The sequence below is a fragment of the Natronorubrum marinum genome (genome assembly GCF_052040125.1).
Taxonomy (GTDB): Archaea; Halobacteriota; Halobacteria; order Halobacteriales; family Natrialbaceae; genus Natronorubrum.
In genome coordinates this window covers 1446207-1467830 of record NZ_JBPPFV010000001.1, presented here as the reverse complement: position 1 = coordinate 1467830, position 21624 = coordinate 1446207, and the positions used below count along the sequence as shown (strand labels likewise).

Here is a 21624-nt window from a genome sequence, read left to right as displayed (position 1 = left end):
GACCGACCATTGTTCGCCTTTCCATACACTCTTGGTCGCGTGCGCCACAGTTGGGGGAAATGCAGTACTACGAGGACATCGAGATCGGAGACACCCGGGAGTTCGGCGAGTACACCGTCACGGCCGAGGAAATCGTCGAATTCGCCGAGCAGTACGACCCGCAGCCGTTCCACACCGACGCCGACGCAGCGGAGGAGTCCGCGTTCGGCGAACTGGTCGCCTCCGGCTGGCACACCGCCTCGATGTGCATGCGAATGCTCGTCGACGGCCCGATCGACGAGCGGGCGAGTATGGGTGCCCGCGGGGTCGACGAACTGCGCTGGAAGCGGCCCGTCAAACCCGGCGACACGCTCTCCATCAGAACGGAGATTGTGGACAAACGCGTCTCGGAGAGCGATCCCCAGAGAGGCTACGTCGACAGCTGCGTCGAGGGGTACAATCAGGACGGTGACGTTGTCGTCTCCTTTATCGCGCTGGCGATGATCCAGCGGCGAGACTCCGACCAGTAGCCCGTTGGACCCGGCTACACCGTCAGGTCAGTCTCGAGGTGCGCCGCGAGTATCGCCGTCTGGACCGTCCGCAGGTCGGTTTCCTGAATCGTCGCCGCGGCCTGAAATCGCTCGCGAAGCTCCGTGACGTGTCGCGGCCTGGCCGCGAGGTGGACGAGCGTGAACGAGTCGGGATCGACGGCGTCCGCCGTCTCGAACGCCGCGTGATCGTACAGGGTGGCGAACGACTCGAGGACGTCCGCGAGAAGCGCGTCGGTCGCGTCAGCGCCCGGATCGCCGGCGGGGACGAAATCGGCCGCGGTATCGAAGTACGTCTCGAGGTCGACGACGCCCGCCTCCTCGTACAGTGATTCGGCGAGCGCGTCGACGGTTGGTTCCGACAGGTAGACGCCGAACAGTTTGTATCGGTCGTCGGTCATACCCCATCCTTCGCGGTCGACGTACAAGTAGGGTCGCGAAACGTTCCGATCAGAAGCGCCGCTGCAGTTCCGAGCGCTGGGTCGGTGTAAGTTCGACGCGCTCCAACAGCGTCGCCCGCTGTGAGGGCTCGCCGTGTCCAGCGACGAAGCCGTTGAGCCGTGCAACGACCGTCGAGTCGACGAACGAGTCGCCGTAGCGGGCCGCGAGTTCGTCGCCGACGACCGGCGTCGAGCGGAGTTCGTACTTCTGGTGGTAGTCCTCGGCGCGGGTGAACGCCTCGAGCCGTTCGAGATCGGTCGCGACCGACCGGCCGGCCCGCTCCTCGAGTCCGTCTCGGTCTCGCTCGGCAGCCGCCAACTGCTCATTGTCCGCCGCGAGGACGACGCTCCGATACTGGCGTTTGGGTGCCGTCGACCCCCAGTCGTGGTTCGTCCAGAAGACCTCGAGCAGGTCGTCGTAGGTCAGTGTACCGGGGTCGTACTCGACCTGTACGACTTCGGTGTGATCTCCGAGCGAGTGGTAGCCGGGGGTCGGCGTCGTCCCGCCGGCGTAGCCGACCCGCGTTCGAACGACGCCCGCCATCGCGCCGAAGCGGGCGTCGGGATCCCAGAAACAGCCCATCCCGAACGTCGCCGTCCTCGTCTCGTCCGCCGTCGGCGCGTCCGCGTCCTGCTCGCGCGCTGGCGCAGTCGTCGAATCCGGACTCGAGTGATTCACGCCCGGTTTTCGCCGTCCAAACGGATGGCTTCGTCGGAGCTAGAGATGCACTGTGACGCGCGACCCACCGGAACGGTTGGATTCAGACGGGGATCCGTGTTGACGGATCGCGACGGCCGGGTGCGTAGCAACTGGAGACTCGTTCAGAACTCGTAGTGAGCGATTTCGGCCGATCCACAGGTCGGACACGTGTCGGGTTCGTGGTCGAACTTCGACCCACAGTTTCGACACTCGTACAACTCTCCGTCGTCGCCGATGATCAGTCGAAGCCTCGTAACCACTCCCATCCCATCGATCCGTTTGGCCCAGACGCCCATTAATCGAACTGCCAGCATTGTGCGAAAGGTAACAGGGTTAGTGATCCTTTCGACCGCGGATATATTACCCGCCCTAAATAGTATACTAAACACACGTATTTACGCAGACTTGAAGTTTAACATACAATGCTTTGAGACTGAGAGGAAATTACGTCTCGAGTGATCTGGTACTGGGACTCGCGACGAACGAATCGAAGTATCAGTGACTTCTATTGTCCATTATCGAGATAAAGAGTGACTTATACGCCATAATAGTTGCATCATCTAATTTTCCCGATGCCGAGTCCGAAATGGCTCGGAAATCGTTTTCGCTCTAGAGGTAGTTGTAAACATATTCTGTATATCAGATACTACTATAAAACAGCCTATCTACCACATATTCTACTAATTAATATAAAATAAAATAGATAGACATACAACTACGGCGGAGATCCCTCCAAAATCTACGTCTTCGAGTCGACAAAAACCGTCTCTAGAGGCCACTACCACCGCTACGTCGGCACACCGCTTCGGACACACCGGGCGTTCTCGCGAAGCCGGCAAGGACGACCGACTACGAGAGGCGCTGCCGGTTCCGCGAGCGACGATAGTCACCGATCGACGCTCGAGACAATTACAAACATATGGTTGTAAATCAGCCCGTGTTCGGTGGGCGGGAACGGAAGCAATCGAGGGCAACCCTCACTGGGGCGTCGAAATACACGATATAGCGGTCGATCTCATCGCAAAGCGCAGTTCAGTCTGGCCGAACGCCGACGATCGGGGTCGGACCGCAACGCGAAGACTCACTCCGAGAACAGGAGATTGACTTCGACCGTGTTCGCCGCCGAGAGCAGTTGGTTGTGCAGTTCCTCGTGTTCCCACTCGTTTTCGAGTCGGTGCTGGGGGCCGGCGACGGTAATCGCGCCGTGAACGTTCCCGTCGCTGTCGAGTATCGGGGCACCGACGGCGCTGATACCGGGCAGGTACTCGCCCTGACTGTACGCGACGCCTTCCTCGCGAATCGTCTCGAGTTCCGCTTCCAGTGTCTCCCAGTCCGTGATCGTCTCGTCCGTGAAGGCGGGAAGTCCCCAGTCGGCGACGATTCGATCGACTTTTTCCCGATCGAAGTGTGCGAGCATCGCTTTTCCACCGGCCGAACAGTGGAGGTAGGTTGGCGTTCCGACGTCGATAGTCGAGGAAATCGACCGCTCGCCGTCGCAGGCCCGGACGACGGTTCCCAACCCGTTCTGCTCGGTTGAACAGAGGATTCGCTCCCCGGTCCAGTCCGCAAGGTCCTCGACCGCCGTTTTGGACGCCTCGTGCAGCGGTTCGGCGTGTTTGACGTGCTCGCCGAACGAGAGGAACCGAATGCCCAGTTGGTACTCGTCGCCGTCCTGGACGACGTACCCCTTCGATCGGAGCGTCGTCAGGTGGGCGTGGACCGTACTCTTCGGAAGTCCCGTCCGCTCGGTCAATTGGGTGACACCGGCGCCCTCGGACTGCCAGAGGGCTTCGAGGATATCCAGCGTCTTGACGACCGATTGCACCCTGTCGCCCTCATCCGTGCCCTGTGTTGTCATACTAATCGGTTGCCGCTGAGGTGACATAATTGTTCTGTTCTGTTGAACGCCCGTCCTCGTTCGACGCTCGGGCAAGAACGAATCGCGGTTTCCCGGCAGGCGTATGCGACACGATAACACTTATGTGGTATGTTCTGTCATATAGGCTATGGACTTTAGCGAACCGTCCGAAGCGGTGCAGATCAAGCAGGCGCTCGACGACTTCGTCGATCAGGAAGTCAAACCGCTCGAGAACGAGTACGACCAGTTCCTCGGAGCGGACTACGAGAAACACATCGTCGACGAGAACCACCGACAGGTCCCCGAATACCGCGACATCGTCGAACAGATCCGGAAGAAATCGGTCGAGGCGGGCTTCTACGGGATGACGATGCCGGAAGAAGCGGGCGGCGGCGACGTCGATATCCTCACGCGGGCAATTGTGGGCGAACACATGTCGAACCGGCCGCCGGGATTCCACAGCGCCATCTTCGGCGGCGCGGGCGGACCGACCCCGATCCTGCTGGCCTGCGACGAGGACCAGCGCGAGGAGTACCTCCGACCCCTGATGGACGGCGAGATCACGACCTGTTTCGCGCTCACCGAGCCGGGTCACGGCAGCGACGCCCACTACATGGACACGACCGCCGAGAAGGACGGCGACGAGTGGGTGATCAGCGGCCAGAAGTGCTACATCACGAACGGTCCGTACGCGGACTTCGCCATGGTCTTCGCGCGGACGAGCGGCGAGGACGGCGACCTCGAGGGGATAACCTGCTTCCTCGTCGACGCGGACAACCCCGACTTCGAGGTCGGGACGATCCACCGCGCGATGGGGATGACGCCCGGCACGCACTCGGAACTCTACTTCAACGACTGCCGGGTCGGCGAAGATCAGGTGCTCGGCGAGGTTGGCCGCGGGTTCCAGTCGGCGATGAGCTGGATCGGCGGGGGTCGAATCAACATCGCCGCGGGCTCCGTCGGCACCGCCCAGTACCTACTCGACATCTCCGTCGAGTACGCCCGCGACCGGAAAACGTTCGACAAACCGATCGGCCACCGGCAGGGCGTTTCCTTCCAGCTCGCCGAACTGGCGACGGACATCGAGCAGGTTCGCCAGCTCTACCGCTACGCGGCCTGGAAGATGGACAACGGCGAGCGTGCCCGCAAGGAGGAGTCGATGGCGAAGCTCCGCGGCGCCCAACTCGCCAACGACGCGGCCGACATCGCCATGCAGGTCCACGGCGGCGCCGGCTTCATGAAGGAGCTGCCGATCGAACGCAACTACCGCTCCGCGCGAGTGTTCCGCATCTTCGAGGGTACCGACGAGATCCAGAAACGAACGATCGCCCGCGAGCTGATCTAAGCCGGGCCGATGAGCAAACCGACGGACCCCGCGACTGGACCAGCCGAAACGGAGATCGCGCGTCTGGAGTTCGACATCGAGTGGCCGCCGAAACACGCCGCGGCCTACCTGCTCGAGACGCCGGCGCCGATTCTCGTCGACGCCGGAGACCCCAGCGACCGGGCCGAGGAGACGATCCGCGAGGGACTGGCCGAGCGCGGCCACGAGCCGGGAGACGTCGAGGCGGTCGTCGTCACCCACCCCCACAGCGATCACATCGGGCAGGTGCCGTTGCTCCGTGAGGCGGGCGCGACCGTCTACGCGCCCGACCCCGTACTCAAGCGACTCGAGCGAGACCCCGCCGACCTGGCCGAGGGCGTCCGTGAGATCGGCCGATCCGCGGGCTACCGGGGCGAGGCGATCGAGCGGGAGGTCGAACGCGCCCGGGATTCGTTGCAGCGCAACCGACGGCTGCTCGCCCCCGACGACGCCGTCGGCTTCGCGTTCGACGACTCGTTCTCGGTCGCGGGTCTCGAGTTCGACCCCATCCACACGCCCGGCCACCAGATCGATCACGCGAGCCTCGCAACGACGGTCGGCGACCAGCAGGTGCTGTTCAGCGGCGACGCGCTCGTCGAACCGTTCCGGCCCGGGGCGATCCACGTCGGGATCGACCACGGCGCCTACGAGGCCGTCGACGCGTTTCACGACGCTATGGACCGACTCGAGTCCCGATCGTTCGATCGGATCTTCCCCGGTCACGGACCGATTTTCACGACGTGCCAAGAGACCGTCGAGTTCACCCGGAACGAACTCGAGTCACTCACTGCGGCGACCCTCGAGGCCGTCGCGACGGTCGGACCGGCGACGCCGATGGAGATCACCCGCAACCGCGCCGGCGAGGTTCGGTATCCGGCGCAGTTGCTCGACACGCTCGGCGCGCTCGGAACGCTGGAGCGACGGGGCCGCGTCTCGTTCGACAGTTCCGACGGCGTTCGTCGTTACTCGTTCATGAAGGCCGCACCCTGATCGAGGGGGAGGACGAGGCGGTCCGCGGTCCCGCCGTAGGCGTCTCGAGCCCGGTCGAGAAGTTCCTCGGGCGGCGCTTCGATCGCGAACGTCGCGACCATCTCGTCCGTGACGCGGTCGGTCATCTCTTCCCACCGCTGGTCTCTGGAGAGGTCGTGGAGGTCCTCGCCGATCGAGCCCCAGCCGTGGTGCTCGAGGACGTCGTGGTAGGTTCGGGTACTGCCGTAGAACGCGATTCGGCGACGAACCTCCTCGCGCGAGCGATCACGCTCGTCTTCAGTGGCGCCCGTCACGACGAACGGACTCGCCGAGAGGGCGACGTCCTCGAGGGAGCGGTCGCCGCGATCCGCTCCCTCGGCGACCGTGGGGGCGATAACGTCGCTCGCGTACGCAGGTGTGTTGAACGGGTGCATCGCCAGTCCGTCGCAGAGCTCTCCGGCGAGCCGGATGTTGTACTCGTTGACGCCCGCGATATAGATCGGCACGTCGGGGTGGTCGATCGGCCCGGGATCGAACGTCTCAGTCATCAGGGAAAAGGAGTAGTGGTCGCCCTCGTAGTCGAGTTCGGTCTCGCCCCGAAAGACGTCGAAGATGTGGCGCAGCGATTCGACGACCTCCCGCAGTCGCGGGCCGGGCGACTCCCAATCCACGCTGAATCGTCGTTCGTTGTGTCCCTTGACCTGCGTGCCGAGACCGAGGACGAACCGCCCGTTCGAGTAGCGTGCGAGGTCCCAGGCCGTGTAGGCGAGGGCCATCGGACTGCGGGTGAACGCGAGCGCGATCCGCGTTCCCTGCTGGATCCGCTCGGTCCGATCCGCGATGATCGGATGCGGCAAAAAGGCGTCGTGGTCCGTTTCGGCCGTCCAGACGCCGTCGAAGCCGAGTTCCTCGGCGCGTTCGGCGGCGTCGCCCGTCTCGGCTGAAAGATGCGGCACGTTCGCGTCGATGCGAAGCGTTGACATACGATGTGGTCGACGGATCAGTGCTTGAATCTATCGCCGAAGCAGGGTGTCGTCGCGTCGGGCCGGGCGGCAGCAAGCTGGTTCCCCGACGTCGACGCGGCGGAGCGCAGACGTCGACAGGTCGGTAACCGAAACGTCGACGGGCCGGCACTCGACTCAGACGACTCGGTTCTCGAGGCCCTCTCCCCCCCGGAACCGATCGTAGTTCCGGACGAACACGTCGGCACAGCGCTCCCAGTAGTGGGGGGTCGATCCCGCCATGTGCGGCGTCACGAGCACGTCGTCGCGATCCCACAGCGGCGACGACTCGGGAAGCGGCTCCTCCTCGAAGACGTCCAGCGCGGCGCCGCCGAGTTCGTCGGCCTCGAGGGCCGCTACGAGCGCTCCCTGATCGACGACCTCGCCGCGGGCGATGTTGACGAGGACGGCATCGTCGGCGAGCGTCGCCAGCGCCTCGGCGCCGATCAGTCCCCGCGTCTCTTCGGTGAGCGGACAGGCGAGGACGAGGTAGTCGCTCTCGGCGAGGACGGTCTCGAGCCCATCCGAACCGTAGATGGCGTCGACGGCGGCCGGCACATCGGTCGGATCGCGTTTCGTCCCGATGACGCGGGCGTCGAACGCGCGACAGTAGTCCGCGATCTGCGATCCGATCGCGCCGACGCCGACGATGCCCACCGTTCGGTCACCGAGTTCGCCGCCGCCGTAGCGCTCCCACGTCCGGTCGCGTTGCTGGGCGATCGCACGGTTGAATCGGCGTTCGAAGTGGAGCAGATAGCCCATCACCTGCTGACCGATCGGCCGCGCATGGATGCCCGAGACCGTCGTCAGGGCAACGTCGCGGTCGGTGAGCGCGTCGTGATCGTAGGCGTCCGTGCCGGCGCTGAGCGCCTGCACCCAGCGCAGGTTATCGGCCGCGGCCAGCACTTCTTCGGGGAGCCGACCGGTCACGACGATCTCGGCGTCGGCGACCGCCTTGAGCACGTCGTCCTCGTCGGGGTGCTCGAGGTCGATGTCGGGTCGACGGTCCCGAATCGCGTCGACCAGTAGCGGACCGCCCCGCTGGAAAACGTATGGGGTTACCACGACGGTCATCGGCCGGTATCCTCGCGATCGGTTTCGCGTCGGATGCACTCGGTAACGCTCGGTGGGTGACGGTGTGGGCGGGGTAACATACGCGTGCCAGTCGTTGCATCGACAGCGATAAAATAGTACGTGTCGGCGATCTCCGTCCGGGAAGCCGGTGACGGTTGCGAAGCTTTCATGACCGATCGCCCCATATTGTTAAACAATGTCATTCGCACGAGGAACGGTCGTTCGCGTGCGGCCGTGGCTTCCCCCGGTCTCCGTGGCGCTCGCCGCGGGGCTCGCCGCCGTGGGGGGCTCGTATCTGTCCGTCGGCCGTCGACCGGCGTTCGTCGCGACGCCGGTAGACAGATTCGTCCTCGTTGCCAGCCCCGACGCCCTGGTGACCTTCGCGATCACCGAACTCGGCACGCTCGGGCACCAGGTGGCCTTCCTGACGGCTATCGCACTGACCTGCGTTCTCTTCGGACTGGCGGCCCTGCCCGGCGTTTTGATCCTCTGGGGCCGCATGCCCGTCGCCGCCGTGCTGGCTCTCCGGGGCAGCGCGTCCGCTGCCGGCGTGGTCACCGGGACAGTCCTGACCGGTGCGGTCGCGTTCGGGCTAACGGGCTCGGCGGCATCGAGCGTCGGCACCGGCGCCGGTGCTGGACTCGTCTTGCTGGTGACGGTCGGAACTGCCAGACTTGACGCGAGTGAAGGAGGTACCTTCGAGGCGCTCGGCCGACGGCGCGTCCTCGGCGCCGTCGGATCGGCGATCGGCCTGAGCGCACTCGGTCTTCTCGTCCGCGGCTCCGGCGAGGAGTCCGTCCCGTCCGGCCTCGACATCCCCGAAGACGCCCGGCCCGAGGTCCGGGAGTTACTCACGCGAGCGAGAGAGCAGTCGCTCGACGTCGAGGGGCTCGAGCCGCTTGTCAGCACGGACTTCTACGAGGTCGACATCAACAACGTGAACCCCGACGTTGACCGCGGGGAGTGGACGCTCTCGATCGCGGGAGCCGTCGAGGAGGAGGTGGAGTACGACTTCGCGGATATCCGGGCCATGGACGTCGAGGACCGGTTCGTCACGTTACGCTGCGTCGGCGACCAGCTCAACGGCAGGCAGATGGACACCGCCCTCTGGAGCGGCGTGCCCGTCGAGGCGCTACTCGAGGCGGCGAACCCCACCGGCGACCGAGTCGTCCTGCGCGGGGCCGATAGCTACTACAACGAGTTCCCGATCGAGGCGCTGTGGCCGGGGCTGTTGGCCTACCGAATGAACGGTCGACCGCTCCCGCGGACACACGGTGCTCCACTGCGCGCACTCGTCCCGGGACACTGGGGCGAGATCAACGTGAAGTGGCTAACCGAGATCGAGGTCCGCGACGAGGACACCATGGGCTACTGGGAGCACCGCGGCTGGCACGGCACCGGTCCGGTGGAGACGGTCGCCAAGCTCTGGCAGGTCAATCACTTCGGGGGCGGCCGCATCGAAGTGGCCGGCCACGCGTACGCCGGCACCCGCGGGATTGACGCCGTCGAGGTGTCCACCGACGGCGGCGATACCTGGGTTGAAGCCGAGCTATCCGATCCGCTCCCGGGTGAGGACGTCTGGCGACAGTGGCGCCACGAGTACGGGGCGGCCGGGACCCACGACGTGATCGTCCGGGCTCGCGACGGGAGCGGGGACCTCCAGATCCCCGAGGAGAACGGGCCGAAGCCCGACGGGGCCACCGGCTGGGTCACAGAGACCGTCGGAACGCAGTGAGCACGAGTGTGGTGCCCGCGAATGGACTCTTTCACCCGGCATGCCACTATCCGCCTCACAACGCTCCGTTAGCGGATTTCCGGGAGACCGAGACCGCCACCTTCTCCCCGATGAAACGATACCTCGCTCGGTGACCTCCCTATAGTAACAGCCTGTAATACTCGAGCGAAACCGTTGCATAAATAGTGAAGATTTATATGGATGGACCATCGTGTTAGCAGTATACGAGTGTGGATTGATCACGCATGACAAAGAAGACCATCAGCAGGCGTCGGGTGCTCACTGGAACGGGTGTAGGAATCACCGCAGCGATGGCAGGCTGCATAGGTGGCGGTGACGGCAGTGACGACGACGTTCACTTCATCACGGACTACTACAACGGTCAGTGGGAGGAACTCTGGGGAGAACTCGAGTCGGAATTTGAGGACGAGACCGACGTCGGTATGAACATCGAGGAAGGCGGAATGTCCGGAACCCAAGAGGGACGTCTCGCGCAGCTGATCCAGGCGGGCGACCCGCCGGACGCGAACACCTCCACGTTCGATCAGGTGGCCGACATCTGGGAAACCGACCAGCTCGAGACCGTCAACGACGTCGTCTCGTCGATCGAGGAGGTCAACGGAGAGATAAATACCGACGCGTTCCTCGGGGAAGGTGACGAGATCTACCAGATCCCACACGGCCTGTACGTCTCGAACTTCCAGTACCGGGCGGACGTTTTCGAGGAGCTCGGTCTGGATGAACCGGAGACGTTCCAGGACGTTCTCGACAACGCCCAGGCCATCGACGAGTCGGACCTCGACACGCGCGGGTACGGGCTCGCGGGAATGCCGACCGGTAAGAGCCAGGACGAGTTCTTGGTCCTCCTGGCGAGCGCGGGTGTCCCCGGTATCGGCCTCCGCTGGACGGACCCGGACGCGCGCGAGGAACTCGAGATTCACTTCCCCGAGGAGGAGGTGACGACGGTACTGCAGTACATGAAGGACCTCTCGCAGTACTCGCCCGACCCGACCGGCATCGGCTGGGCGGAGTCGCTCAGCGATTGGGTTCAGGGCCGGTACGCCCAGTGCTACCACCTCAACGCCTGGCCGGTCGGTGTCACCGCGCTCACGGCGGAGGCCGAGGACAGCGGCGCCCTGCGCGGCTTGGCCGAGGCCACCCAGGTCAGGGCGTACCCGACCTGGGACGAGATCGACAAAGACGAGAACTGGCTGAGTTCCCCGGCGCCCGACGGCTACCACATCTTCTCGGGCGGCGACAACACGTCGGGCGCCAAGGAGTGGTTCGAGTGGCTCTACGCCGACAACATGGAGCGGACCGTGCGGTTCTACGAGGCGGATCCGGGTCGGTTCCTGCCGACCTACGCCGACGTAATCGAGTCCGACGAGTTCCAGAACCAGGACATCTTCCAGGCCCATCCCCACCTACTTGAGAAGCTCCAGTACTGCCAGGACGAAATCTGGGGCAACCACTTCGGGAGCGTCGACGAGGCCAACATCTCCTCGCCCGAATCGCTGTACATGCAACGCCAGTGGTTCTACGGTGAAATGGTTAACAACGTCGTCACCGACTCAATGACCGTCGACGAGGCCTACGAGTGGGGATACGGACGACTCGAAGAGGAGTTCGAGAACGCCCAAGAGCAGTTTGGATAGTCGCCTTCAGACGCGACGGACCCTAATTTGATCGCGTTCAGCGCTGAACGGATTGTTTACCGATGACCGTGAGATTAACATACATGGATGTGGAGGATACCTAGATATGGCCGGTGAAACTGGAGAAACGATTCGACCCCGCAGGGAGTATATCCCGTGGGAAGACTTGCCTGTGGAACGGGAGACCGTGGTCGGCGTCGGTACCGTTCTCCCCGTCGTCGTACTGTACGTACTCATCGCGGTGTTCCCGATCGCCTTCGCGTTCTGGGCATCGTTACACGACGTTCACACGCTCAACCCTGAGTGGGAGTGGGTCGGCCTCGACAACTATCGAGAGGTCATGAACATTGCCACGTTCTGGGGCTCGCTGTGGCGGGGGATCGTCTACATGGTCGGCAGCACGCTCATTCAGCTCGCCGTCGGTCTCTGGATGGCACTCGTGCTCAACCGCATCACCCGCGGCCAGAAGCTCCTCACCGCGGTGGTCTTTACCGCCTATCTGATCCCGACGATCATCGTCTCGCTGGTTGCGCTGCGGGTGTTCGACCCGGCCGGCGGCGTGTTCCAGATGATGGGTGCCGAGTGGTTCGGCCTGTGGGAGGCCCGCGAGGCCCCGCTGGGATCGCGGGACTGGGCCATGCCACTGCTGATCCTCATCGGCAGCTGGAAGTTCGCCGTTTTCGTCACTATCTTCACGCTCGCACAGCTGCGCGCGATTCCCGACCGGTTCTACGAGGCCGCGAAAGTGTGCGGCGCGAACCGATGGCAGATGTTTCGGGACATCACGCTGCCGCGTCTCATGGGGATCGTCCTGGTCGTCGTTCTGCTCCGGTCGATCTTCATGTTCAACAAGTTCGACATCATCTGGCAGCTCACGCAGGGCGGCCCCGGTAACGCCACGACCACGCTGCCCGTGCTGGCCTACAAGACCGTCTACACCAATCAGGCCTACGGGCTCGCCAACGCGATCGCCATCGTCATGTTCCTGTTCCTGCTGGCGTCGGCGATCGTCTACTTCAAACTCTTCAATCCGAGCGAGGAGGTGGAAACGACAACATGAGTCAGAGCGAACCACCGGGAGGCGTATTCGGCCTCTCATACGACGGCGAAAGTACAGTCTTCGAGACGCTAAAGCTCGTCAGCACCGCGATCATCGTGCTCGTCGGCGCCTGGCCGATCTACTGGATGACCCAGCTCGCGTTCACCGAGTACAGGACCGTCGAGGACACCGTCACGGTCTTCCCCACGCCCGATATATTCACGGTCAGTAACTTCTCGGTCCTGTTACAGCCGGAGATGTACACCTACATGTTCAATACGGTCGTGGTGGCGATCGGCACCATCGTCACGGTCGTCATCGTCTCGCTGATCGCCGGCTACGGCCTCGCGCGGCTGGACTTCCCTCATAAGGAGAACTTCGCACGAATCCTCCTGATCGGGTACCTCTTCAGCCCCATCGTCATCGGCATTCCGCTCTACCAGATCTGGCGGTCCATCGGGCTGCTCGGAACTCGCGTCGGGCTCATCATCGCACTGTCGGCCGTCTCGATGCCCTTCGCGGTGTGGCTGATGTGGAAGTACATCATGACGATCCCGGCGGCCCACGAGGAGGCCGCATGGGTCGACGGCGCCTCGCGCTGGCGGGGCTTTCGCGACGTCGTCGTTCCCCAGTGCAGACCGGCGATCATCGCCGCGGCCCTGTTCGCCTTCGCGCTCGCCTGGAACGACTTCACGTTCGCGCAGATTCTCCTGCCGTCGACCGAGACGACGACGTTCGCACCCGGTATCCTCCGGGCGATGGGGCAGGCTCAGTTCCTGCCGGACGCCTACCTGATGGCGATCTCGCTGGCCATGACGCTGCCACCGCTGATCTTCGCCTACTTCATGCAGAGCTACCTGCTGAAGGGATTCCAGGTCAGAGCCCTCTGAGAGCGCGCACAGACTTTTAATCACTATCCACGAGACACAACAACACATGCCAGATATCAAGATTCAGAACCTGACCAAAGTGTACGAGGAATCGGGCAACAAAATCGTCGCAGTAGACGACGTAAACCTGACCATCGAGGACGACGAGTTCGTGACACTGGTGGGCCCGTCGGGCTGCGGCAAGACGACGACGCTCCGCTGTGTCGCGGGACTGAACGTGCCGACGAGCGGCACGATCAAATTCGGAGACCGCGACGTGACGGACAAGCCAGTACAGGAGCGCAACATCGCGTTGCTCTTTCAGGACATCGCGCTGTACCCGCACATGAGCGTCCAGGAGAACATGGCTTACGGTCTCAAGATCGTCGGCTTCTCGCAGGAAGAGCGCATCGCTCGCGTCGAGGAGGCTGCGGAGCTGCTCCAGATCACCGATCAACTGAAGAAGATGCCCGCCGACCTCTCGGGCGGACAGCAACAGCGCGTCGCGCTCGGCCGGTCGCTCGTGCGCGACCCGGAGGTCTTCCTGTTCGACGAACCCATGTCGGACCTCGACGCCAAGCTCAAGGCCGAGCTGCGTCCGGTCATCGAGAAGGTGACCGACGAGATCGGCTGTCCGACGCTGTACGTGACCCACGACCAGGAGGAGGCGATGACGATGTCCGACCGCGTCGCGGTCATCAACGACGGCGAACTCGCGCAGGTCGCCCCGCCGAAGGAGATTTACGACGAACCGAACTCGCGGTTCGTCAGCCAGTTCATCGGCCAGCCGTCGACGCAGTTCTTCGATGGGAACGTCAGGGCCATCAACGGGACCGCCGAGCTGGTGGTCGGCGACTACAAGTACCAGGTCGCCCGCGACGGCCTCGAGGGCTGGGACGGCGACGACGTCAGCGTCGGACTCCGGCCGCAGTACATCAGCGTCAGCGACGACCCCGAGGCCGGCATCCCGGCGACGCACCTGCTAGACGAGCCGCTGGGCGACGCGACGCACAGCTTCTTCGAGACCGAGTTCGGCGAGGTCATCGTCGTCACCGACCCGGACTTCGAGGGCAACCGCGAGGAGTACGGACTCGTCTTCCAGACGGACAGCATCCAGCTGTACGACGCCGACACCGGCGTCCGGCTCGCCTAAACCCCGATCAGTTCTCACGTTTTCCATCGGCCCGAGCGGCCGCACTCGCGTCCACGTCGGCCGAGACCGCTCCGTCGCGATCCGTCGGCGCCGTCGAGCGAACGACGACCGTCCCGGCGGCGTGGTCGCCGAGACGACGGCCGTCGGTCGCGAGAGCTGTCAGGAAGCCGATCACGAGCGGCGGAACGCCGATCAGATCGACGTACAGGAGGAGGTTTCGCACGGCGCTGGCACGGTACGTACACGGACGGCCGTCCGCCATGACGACCAGCAGGCCGCGATTGACTTTCCCCGGCGTCCGGCCGTAGCGCCACTCGAGGACGAACGAGTACGAGGCGAAAAGCGGCAGGAGCGCGAGTAGCGACAGGGCGACGGCGTACCCCCCGAGCGCCTCGTAGGTCTCGCCGAACACCGTACCCAACACGTAAATCAACGGCAATTCGATCAGGACGTAACAGACGAACAGGTCGATCGCTGCCGCACCGCCGCGGGCGAGCAACACGTCGCGGTCGCCAGCGGTCTCCGGTGCCGGTGCCGGTTGCCGCTGGGTCGGGAGAAACCCGTCTAGCTTCCAGTCGATCACGGTGTCACCGCCCCGCCGTTCATGGCGGAAACATTCACCAGGGTGTACCAAATACCTGCCCCTCCACCGTCGCCGGGGGTCGGCTTTCGGTCACTCCATCCTGACGTCCGATCGGAGCGTCGCGAGGAAGTAGATCAACATGAGGATGGTGATCCCGCCGAACACCTGTGCGTCGATCGATAGGTACCCGTCTACTTGAACCAGCAAAACGCTGGTAACCGCGAGCACGACGATAGCGCCGGCGGTTCGCCACCGTTCACGGACTTTCTCGACGGCGATCGACGTCGACGACTTCTCCACCGCGTCCGACGCCTCGCGAATGTTTTTCAGACCGCCGCCTTCCGAGGTCCGTCGCGTCGTATCTCCACTCATATGTAACGGTTGTTACCGGCCGAACGTAAATAGCTGTGGGTACTAGTGACGTAGAGGAAACCGCGACCGTCGGTCCTCGGCTGACGGCGGGAACGATTCGTCAGGAACCGAGCGGGCTTCGTCCGTCCGACAGTCACGAGGCCGGACTGAGCGCATTCCTCCTCGTAGTCGCGGTGCGACGTCATCCGCCGTTCGAGGTCGACACCCCTCTTCTCACGGAACGAGCGGAGGCGGTACCGGTACGCCGAGTAGGCGAGGACTGCCCAGCCGAGGATGATCGCGAGCACCCGCCCAACTCCAGCGAGACGCCGGCGAGGAACACCGCGCTCGCGACGGAGAGAACTGACGGAAGTCGACGGCCTACTCGGCCGGCAGTTCGCCGGCCTTTTGTGCCCCCTCGACGATACCGTCGAAATGGTTTGCGTGCTGGCGAATCAACTGGGTCCGACGGCCGTTTCGATCGAATCACCTGGTCGAAAGGACGCCCGAAACTCGGCCGATACGGCCTATGCCATCGTTCACCGTGTCAAACCACCGCAACCTATTTAGCGACTGTCGGAAAAACGCAGGGTATGACCGCATTCGCCGTCCGGAGGCACTGCCATGGCTGAGCCGATCGTCGCCGGCGTCGCCGAGAGCGACCTCGGGGAGACGCCTGATCGGAACTGGCTCGACAACGCCGGCATCGCGACGGTTCGAGCGCTCGAGGACGCCGGACTCTCGCTCTCGGACGTCGACGGCGTCGCCGTCGCGGGCGGCGACGACTATATGCCCGCGCTCGTGCTGTCGGAGTATCTCGACCTCGAGGAGCCGTCGCTGCTCGAGGGGACCGAAATCGGCGGCTCGTCGTTCGAACAGTTCTGCGGCCACGTCGGCGACGCGATGGCTCGCGGCCGGGCGGACGTCGTCGTGATCGCCTACGGCTCGACGCGGAAGACCGGTCCGGGGCGGGATCGGTCGCTCGAGGTCACCCACCCCGTCGACGGCTTCGTCCGGCCGACGGGGCTGTTCCGCCCGCCGGGCGCGTACGCGATGGCCGCGAAACGGCACATGCACGAGTACGGCACGACGGAGGCGCAACTCGCCGAAATCGCGGTCTCGACTCGCGAGTGGGCGTCGATGAATCCCAAGGCGACCCACCAGGAGGAAATCACGGTCGACGATGTCCTCGAGTCCCGGCCGGTCGCCGAGCCGTTCAACTTACTCGACTGCTGTCTCGTCTCCGACGGCGGCGGGGCAGTCGTGCTGGTTTCGGACGCGAAGGCCCGCGAGATCGGCGTGCCGGAGATCTCGGTTGCGGGCGTGGCCTCGACGAGTACGCACCGCCAGGACATCAGCGAGATGCCGGATATGACGACGACCGGGGCTGCAGTGACCGGGCCAAAGGCGTTCGACGAAGCCGGAATTACGCCCGCGGACGTGGACGTGGCCCAGCTCTACGACTCGTTTACCTATACGGCGCTTGTGACCCTCGAGGATCTGGGCTTCTGCGAGAAAGGCGAGGGCGGGTCGTTCGTCGAAGGCGGAACGACCGCACCGGGCGGCGAGTTGCCGATGAACACCCAGGGCGGCGGGCTCTCGTACTGTCATCCGGGCCACTTCGGCGTCTTCGTCCTTATCGAGGCCGTCCGGCAGTTGCGGGGCGACTATACGGGCGATCGTCAGGTCGAGGGAGCGGAGGTGGCCGTGGCCCACGGCACCGGTGGCGTGTTGTCCTCGAGTAGCACCGTCGTCCTCCGGAGGGGAGCATGACGGGACCTGAATCGGCGGGTGTCGAGGATCGGCGCGACTCCTGGGAGGGTCCGGTCCCGATTCCGACCGGTGCGAACGCCGAGTTCTGGGCGGCGACGCTCGAGGGCGAGTTGGTGTACCAACAGTGCGAGGCGTGTGGGACCGCCCAGTTGTACCCGCGGGCCGTCTGTACGGGCTGTGGAGCCGTCGATCCGCCGTTCGAGACGAGTTCGGGCGTTGGCGAAGTGTACACGTACACCGTGTGTCACGTCCCGGGCGAGCCCGGTTTCGGGGATCGGACGCCGTACGTCGTCGCGGCGGTCGACCTCGAGGCGGGGCCGCGGTTGCTGGCGCTGGTGGATTGTGACCCAGAGAGTGTGGAGATTGGGATGGCGCTCGAGGTCACGTTCTGGCAGGTCTCCGACGAGGCTGCGCTGCCCGTCTTCGTTCCTCGGTAGGTGACTCGCACAGCCCGAAACACCGTTTTACAGCTTTCGGGAGGGCAAGTGGTGCTGCTTGAGTGTGTGATTTCGAGAGTAGCGGAGTCGAGAACGCTACTCACGCTGGCGACGAGGATTTCCACGTCCTCCCCAGCCGATTCGCTCAGTCGCTGTGCTCCTTCACTCATCCCTCGCACGACATCGACGACACCCCCTCGCTCTGCTCGGGAGTGTCGACAGCGCGCGCCACTGCACGTCGCTATCTCGAGATGCTGTAGCGGGTAGAAAGATGGGTATCGCTCAGTCGCCGTCCCGTAGCGTCGCCGTCGCCGACCCGGTCAGCAGCGTCTCGCCGTGTTGGTTCGTCGCCTCAAGATCCACTTCGACGACACCGTCGTCGGACTCGCCGTCGACGATCTCGCCGGTCGCGACGATAGCGTCGCCGGGGAAGACCTGCGACTGGAACCGCACGCCGAAGGAGTCGATCGACTCGAGGCCGAACCAGTCGGTGACGACCCGGGAGGCGACGCCGGCCGTGAACATGCCCTGGCCGAAGACGCTCTCGTTGCCCGCCGCGCGGGCGTAGGGCTCGTCGTAGTGGATAGGATTGAAGTCCCCGCTGGCACCCGCGTACTTGACGAAGTGCTTGCGCTCGAGGTCCTCGACGACGACCGTCGGGCCGGTATCGCCGACGCCGACCTCTCTGACGGATGAAACCGTCTCGAGCGATTCGGGCTCCGGAACCCGTCCGCCGTTCGCGACGGCGTCAGCCTCGTCGGCGTCGCTCGGCTCGTCCGCCCCCTCGCCGTCGGTCGCATCGTCTTTGACGGCCCCGGACGTCTCGATGGCGGTCGCGCGGTCGGTGAGCACGAGATCGTCGTTCTCGTCCCGGTATTCGGTCTCGTAGACGGCGAACGTCATCGTCCCGCCGCGGCCGCCTTCGCGTTGGAAGACCTTGGCGAGCGTCGTCGTCCCTGTCAACACGTCGCCGACCTGCAGCGGACGTTCGTACTCGTAGGCCTGTTCGCCGTGGAGGACGTACTCGGGCTGGAAGCCGAGGTCGAAGCCGTACATCTCGATATCCTCGGGCCGGTATCGAGGGAACCGACTCACGCGGGGGTACGTCAGCGGCGCGGGAGTGCGGTCGAATCCCCGCTTGTGCGCGACGTCCGCGGCTCGAAACACCGGATCGGACTCCGTGATCGAGCGCGCGAACTCCTCGACCTTCCCGGCCTCGATCCGGAACCTTTCGACGGTGACCTTCGAATCGCCGACCATCGCCTCGAGGTCGGCCAGCGGCTTATTCGGCACGGGCGACACCTCGAGCGAGCGAGCGCTGCGGTAATCTGCGCTGACGATCCGTCGGCCGCGTTCGGGACAGGGCCTCGATCCGGGTTCGTTCCATGCCGAAGTGGTTTCTCGACGGCACGCATAATTGTATTCCTCGCGGGTGATCTCGGTTTCACCCTGCGCTCGGACGGCGAACACAGACGGTCCGCACCCGACTCTCGAGGACATGACCGGTCGAACGACTTATGTGGCGGATCGTCGAACCGACTGTTGCACTATGTCAGCAATCACCACGCGGGAGTCGAAACGCTCCCGCCCGACCGAGAGGACCGCCAGATGACGACCAGCCAGTTCAGCCTCGAGGGACGGGCGGCGGTCGTCACCGGCTCCTCGAGCGGCCTCGGGAAATCGATGGTCGAACGGTTCGCCGACGACGGCGCGAACGTGGTCGTCACGTCTCGAGAACAGGAGAACGTCCAGCCAGTCGCGGACGGAATCAACGAGAGCGAGGCCGACGGGGAGGCGTTGGCCTTCGAGTGCGACGTCCGGGACCGCGAGTCGGTCGACGAGTTGGTCGAGCGCACTGTCGAGGAGTTCGGCTCGCTCGACGTGTTCATCAACAACGCGGGCGCGAGCTTTCAGGCACCGGTGGCGGAGATCAGCGAGAACGGCTGGAAGACCATCGTGGACATCAACCTCCACGGCACGTTTCACGGCTGTCAGGCCGCGGGGGCGTACATGCGTGAGAACGGCGGGGGGAAGATCATCAACATCGCAAGCGTCGCTGGCCAGCGCGGCTCGCGGCGGATGAGTCCCTACGGCGCCGCGAAAGCCGCGGTCATCAACTTCACGTCGTCGCTCGCCGCCGACTGGGCTGAAGACGACGTCTGGGTCAACTGCATCGCGCCCGGTCTGGTCGCGACGGAGGGAGTCAAGTCCCAGATGGGCGTCGAGGACGACGCCGCAGAGATCGACCGGACGACCGCCGATCGAACGATCGGTACCCCCGAGGAGGTCGCCGACCTCGCGCAGTTCCTCGCGAGCCCCGCCTCGTCGTACATCGTCGGCGAGACGATGACGATCAAGGGCAGACCCCGACTGTCGGAGTGAGTCGATCGAGTCCGTACTCGACCCTTAGATCGTCCCATGTTACCAGAACCCATATGTTTTTCAGTGTTATCGACAAATCAGCGGTCATATGGAGGACCTCGAGCTGGTTCCAGCGGAGACGCTCCTCGAGTCGCCGTACGACGGGAACGTCGCCCGACTACTGGACAGAGCGGTCGCCGAACAGCCCGATGAGATCGCGATCGAACACGACGGGGAAACGGTCACCTACCAGGCGTTCGCCGATCTCGTCGAACGGTACACGCGCGGGTTCGGAGCGCTCGGACTCGAGTCCGACGACCGCGTTTGCGTCTACATCCCAAACGGCATCGCGTTCTGTGCGGTCGTCTGGGCGTGCTGTCGGGGCGGTATCGTCGCCAGTCCGCTGAATCCGGCCTATCGACGGCGCGAAATCGAGTACCAGGTCGACCACGCCGACGCGGCGGCCGTCGTCGTCGCGGGCGAGGCCGGCGAGCACGTCGTGAGTGCGGTCGCGGACCTCGAGGCCGAAATCGTCAGCACGAGCGCCGACAGCAGTCACGCGTCGCTCCCGGCGCTCGCCGATTCCGTCTCCGGCGGTGACGGCGACCTCGTCGACCGATCGGACGACGACGTGCTGCTCCAGCCGTACACCTCGGGGACGACGGGGAATCCGAAAGGCGTCCTGCTCACCCATCGCAACTTCCGGGTACAGATCGCCCAGAGCGTCTCGAGTTACAGCGCGAGCCCCATTCAGGGCGACGGGCTGATCATCCTCCCGATGTACCACATCACGGGGCTGCTCCAGATGATGGCCTCGCTGTGTGCCGGTCGGACGCTGCACCTCATGCGGCCCGATCAGTGGGATCCCGAACGGGTGCTCGAACTCGTCGGAAAACACGATATCCCCGCGTTCGTCGGCGTCGCGACCATGTTCAACGATCTGCTCGAGGCCTACGATCCGGACGAGTACGACCTCGAGGCGCTGGAACGGGCCGGACAGGGCGGTGACAAACTGCCGAAGCCGGTCCAGCGGGAGTTCGAGGAGACCTTCGGCGTCTCGCTCTCGGAGGGGTACGGCCTCACGGAGACGACCGCGACATCTCACACGGTTCGCTGGTCGACGCTCGGGAATCGGCCGGGCAGCGTCGGCCAGCCCGTCGGCCACACGCGCTCGAAAATCGTCGACGAGGACGGCGAGGAGGTCGGCGCCGGAGAGGAGGGCGAGATCCTCATCGCCGGCCCGCAGGTGATGAAGGGCTACTACGAGAACCCCGAGGCCAACGAGGCGGCGTTCACCGAAGACGGATTCTTCCGGAGCGGCGACATCGGCTCTCGGGACGCGGACAACTACTACTACGTCACGGGCCGCGAAAAGGAGATGATCCTCACGGCGGGGTACAACGTCTACCCCCGCGAAATCGAGAACGCCCTCTACGATCATCCGACGGTACTCGAGGCCGCGGTCTTCGGCGTCCCCGACGAGCGCCGGGGAGAGACCGTCGCCGCGGCGGTCGTCCCGACAGAGGGTGCGTCGCTCGATGCGGACGAGGTCGAATCCTACGTCCTCGGCGAACTCGCACCGTACAAACACCCGCGGTACGTCGAGGTTCGCGAGGAGTTGCCCAAGACCGGGAGCGGCAAGATCCGAAAGGCGATCCTTCGAGCGGAGTTTCGGGAGACCTACGACACGGACTGAGGCGATATCCGTGCTACAATACAGATTGAGGCATCACCCG

22 protein-coding genes are annotated in these 21624 nt (G+C 64.4%); 12 read left to right on the top strand and 10 right to left on the bottom strand.

The window, feature by feature from the left end:
- Positions 1-59: 59 nt before the first annotated feature.
- A complete protein-coding gene (locus ACSFC5_RS07245) occupies positions 60-509 on the top strand; it encodes a MaoC family dehydratase (protein ID WP_440764549.1) in 450 nt (149 codons plus the stop codon).
- Positions 510-523: 14 nt separating this feature from the next.
- On the opposite strand, the gene ACSFC5_RS07240 is transcribed toward ACSFC5_RS07245, so the two are convergent.
- The 4 genes from ACSFC5_RS07240 to ACSFC5_RS07225 form a co-directional block, all read right to left on the bottom strand.
- Complete coding sequence (locus tag ACSFC5_RS07240; protein WP_440764548.1) at positions 524-928, bottom strand: hypothetical protein; 405 nt, start codon at positions 926-928, stop codon at positions 524-526.
- Positions 929-977: 49 nt separating this feature from the next.
- Positions 978-1646 carry a peptide-methionine (S)-S-oxide reductase MsrA gene (locus tag ACSFC5_RS07235; protein ID WP_440764547.1) on the bottom strand — a complete coding sequence of 223 codons (669 nt, stop codon included), beginning with the start codon at positions 1644-1646 and terminating at the stop codon, positions 978-980.
- A gap of 143 nt (positions 1647-1789) precedes the next feature.
- A complete protein-coding gene (locus ACSFC5_RS07230) occupies positions 1790-1963 on the bottom strand; it encodes a hypothetical protein (protein WP_440764546.1) in 174 nt (57 codons plus the stop codon).
- A gap of 785 nt (positions 1964-2748) precedes the next feature.
- A complete protein-coding gene (locus tag ACSFC5_RS07225) occupies positions 2749-3525 on the bottom strand; it encodes an IclR family transcriptional regulator (RefSeq protein ID WP_440764545.1) in 777 nt (258 codons plus the stop codon).
- A gap of 148 nt (positions 3526-3673) precedes the next feature.
- Between ACSFC5_RS07225 and ACSFC5_RS07220 the strand changes: the two genes are divergently transcribed.
- Both ACSFC5_RS07220 and ACSFC5_RS07215 read left to right on the top strand, forming a co-directional pair.
- The gene (locus ACSFC5_RS07220) at positions 3674-4870 is read left to right on the top strand and encodes an acyl-CoA dehydrogenase family protein (protein WP_440764544.1); all 1197 of its coding nucleotides are present in this window, start codon (positions 3674-3676) and stop codon (positions 4868-4870) included.
- A 9-nt stretch (positions 4871-4879) separates the two neighbouring features.
- A complete protein-coding gene (locus tag ACSFC5_RS07215) occupies positions 4880-5878 on the top strand; it encodes an MBL fold metallo-hydrolase (RefSeq protein ID WP_440764543.1) in 999 nt (332 codons plus the stop codon).
- On the opposite strand, the gene ACSFC5_RS07210 is transcribed toward ACSFC5_RS07215, so the two are convergent.
- Positions 5851-6840: a TIGR03617 family F420-dependent LLM class oxidoreductase gene (locus ACSFC5_RS07210; RefSeq protein ID WP_440764542.1), complete on the bottom strand. Its 990-nt coding sequence runs from the start codon at positions 6838-6840 to the stop codon at positions 5851-5853. The two genes, ACSFC5_RS07215 and ACSFC5_RS07210, sit on opposite strands and share 28 nt — an antisense overlap.
- 156 nt (positions 6841-6996) lie before the next feature.
- Positions 6997-7932: a D-2-hydroxyacid dehydrogenase gene (locus tag ACSFC5_RS07205; protein ID WP_440764541.1), complete on the bottom strand. Its 936-nt coding sequence runs from the start codon at positions 7930-7932 to the stop codon at positions 6997-6999.
- 196 nt (positions 7933-8128) lie between these two features.
- Here ACSFC5_RS07205 and ACSFC5_RS07200 point away from each other — a divergent pair, with 196 nt between their 5' ends.
- The 5 genes from ACSFC5_RS07200 to ACSFC5_RS07180 all read left to right on the top strand — a co-directional run bounded on the left by ACSFC5_RS07200 (position 8129) and on the right by ACSFC5_RS07180 (position 14383).
- Positions 8129-9667 (top strand): molybdopterin-dependent oxidoreductase, encoded by a 1539-nt coding sequence (locus ACSFC5_RS07200; protein ID WP_440764540.1) that lies wholly within the window; start codon positions 8129-8131, stop codon positions 9665-9667.
- Between the two features lie 311 nt (positions 9668-9978).
- Complete coding sequence (locus ACSFC5_RS07195; RefSeq protein WP_440764539.1) at positions 9979-11322, top strand: ABC transporter substrate-binding protein; 1344 nt, start codon at positions 9979-9981, stop codon at positions 11320-11322.
- Positions 11323-11428: 106 nt separating this feature from the next.
- Complete coding sequence (locus ACSFC5_RS07190; RefSeq protein ID WP_440764538.1) at positions 11429-12382, top strand: carbohydrate ABC transporter permease; 954 nt, start codon at positions 11429-11431, stop codon at positions 12380-12382.
- Positions 12379-13251, top strand: a complete 873-nt coding sequence (locus tag ACSFC5_RS07185; protein WP_440764537.1) for a carbohydrate ABC transporter permease — start codon at positions 12379-12381, stop codon at positions 13249-13251. The genes ACSFC5_RS07190 and ACSFC5_RS07185 overlap by 4 nt, the downstream gene beginning before the upstream one ends.
- 46 nt (positions 13252-13297) lie before the next feature.
- On the top strand, positions 13298-14383 hold the full coding sequence (locus tag ACSFC5_RS07180) for an ABC transporter ATP-binding protein (RefSeq protein WP_440764536.1): 1086 nt from the start codon (positions 13298-13300) through the stop codon (positions 14381-14383).
- Between the two features lie 7 nt (positions 14384-14390).
- Here the strand turns inward: ACSFC5_RS07180 and ACSFC5_RS07175 are convergent, their stop codons facing one another.
- The 3 genes from ACSFC5_RS07175 to ACSFC5_RS07165 all read right to left on the bottom strand — a co-directional run bounded on the left by ACSFC5_RS07175 (position 14391) and on the right by ACSFC5_RS07165 (position 15625).
- Complete coding sequence (locus ACSFC5_RS07175) at positions 14391-14966, bottom strand: RDD family protein (protein ID WP_440764535.1); 576 nt, start codon at positions 14964-14966, stop codon at positions 14391-14393.
- Positions 14967-15056: 90 nt separating this feature from the next.
- The gene (locus ACSFC5_RS07170; protein ID WP_440764534.1) at positions 15057-15338 is read right to left on the bottom strand and encodes a hypothetical protein; all 282 of its coding nucleotides are present in this window, start codon (positions 15336-15338) and stop codon (positions 15057-15059) included.
- Entirely contained in the window at positions 15335-15625 is a 291-nt protein-coding gene (locus tag ACSFC5_RS07165) for a hypothetical protein (RefSeq protein WP_440764533.1), read from the bottom strand. The genes ACSFC5_RS07170 and ACSFC5_RS07165 overlap by 4 nt, the downstream gene beginning before the upstream one ends.
- A gap of 316 nt (positions 15626-15941) precedes the next feature.
- Between ACSFC5_RS07165 and ACSFC5_RS07160 the strand changes: the two genes are divergently transcribed.
- Entirely contained in the window at positions 15942-17090 is a 1149-nt protein-coding gene (locus tag ACSFC5_RS07160; RefSeq protein ID WP_440764532.1) for an acetyl-CoA acetyltransferase, read from the top strand.
- Positions 17087-17527 carry a Zn-ribbon domain-containing OB-fold protein gene (locus ACSFC5_RS07155; RefSeq protein WP_440764531.1) on the top strand — a complete coding sequence of 147 codons (441 nt, stop codon included), beginning with the start codon at positions 17087-17089 and terminating at the stop codon, positions 17525-17527. The genes ACSFC5_RS07160 and ACSFC5_RS07155 overlap by 4 nt, the downstream gene beginning before the upstream one ends.
- Positions 17528-17809: 282 nt before the next feature.
- On the opposite strand, the gene ACSFC5_RS07150 is transcribed toward ACSFC5_RS07155, so the two are convergent.
- Positions 17810-18820 (bottom strand): FAS1-like dehydratase domain-containing protein, encoded by a 1011-nt coding sequence (locus ACSFC5_RS07150; RefSeq protein ID WP_440764530.1) that lies wholly within the window; start codon positions 18818-18820, stop codon positions 17810-17812.
- Positions 18821-19135: 315 nt separating this feature from the next.
- Here ACSFC5_RS07150 and ACSFC5_RS07145 point away from each other — a divergent pair, with 315 nt between their 5' ends.
- Entirely contained in the window at positions 19136-19909 is a 774-nt protein-coding gene (locus ACSFC5_RS07145) for an SDR family NAD(P)-dependent oxidoreductase (RefSeq protein ID WP_440764529.1), read from the top strand.
- 88 nt (positions 19910-19997) lie between these two features.
- Entirely contained in the window at positions 19998-21584 is a 1587-nt protein-coding gene (locus tag ACSFC5_RS07140; protein ID WP_440764528.1) for a class I adenylate-forming enzyme family protein, read from the top strand.
- The last annotated feature ends 40 nt before the right edge of the window (positions 21585-21624 follow it).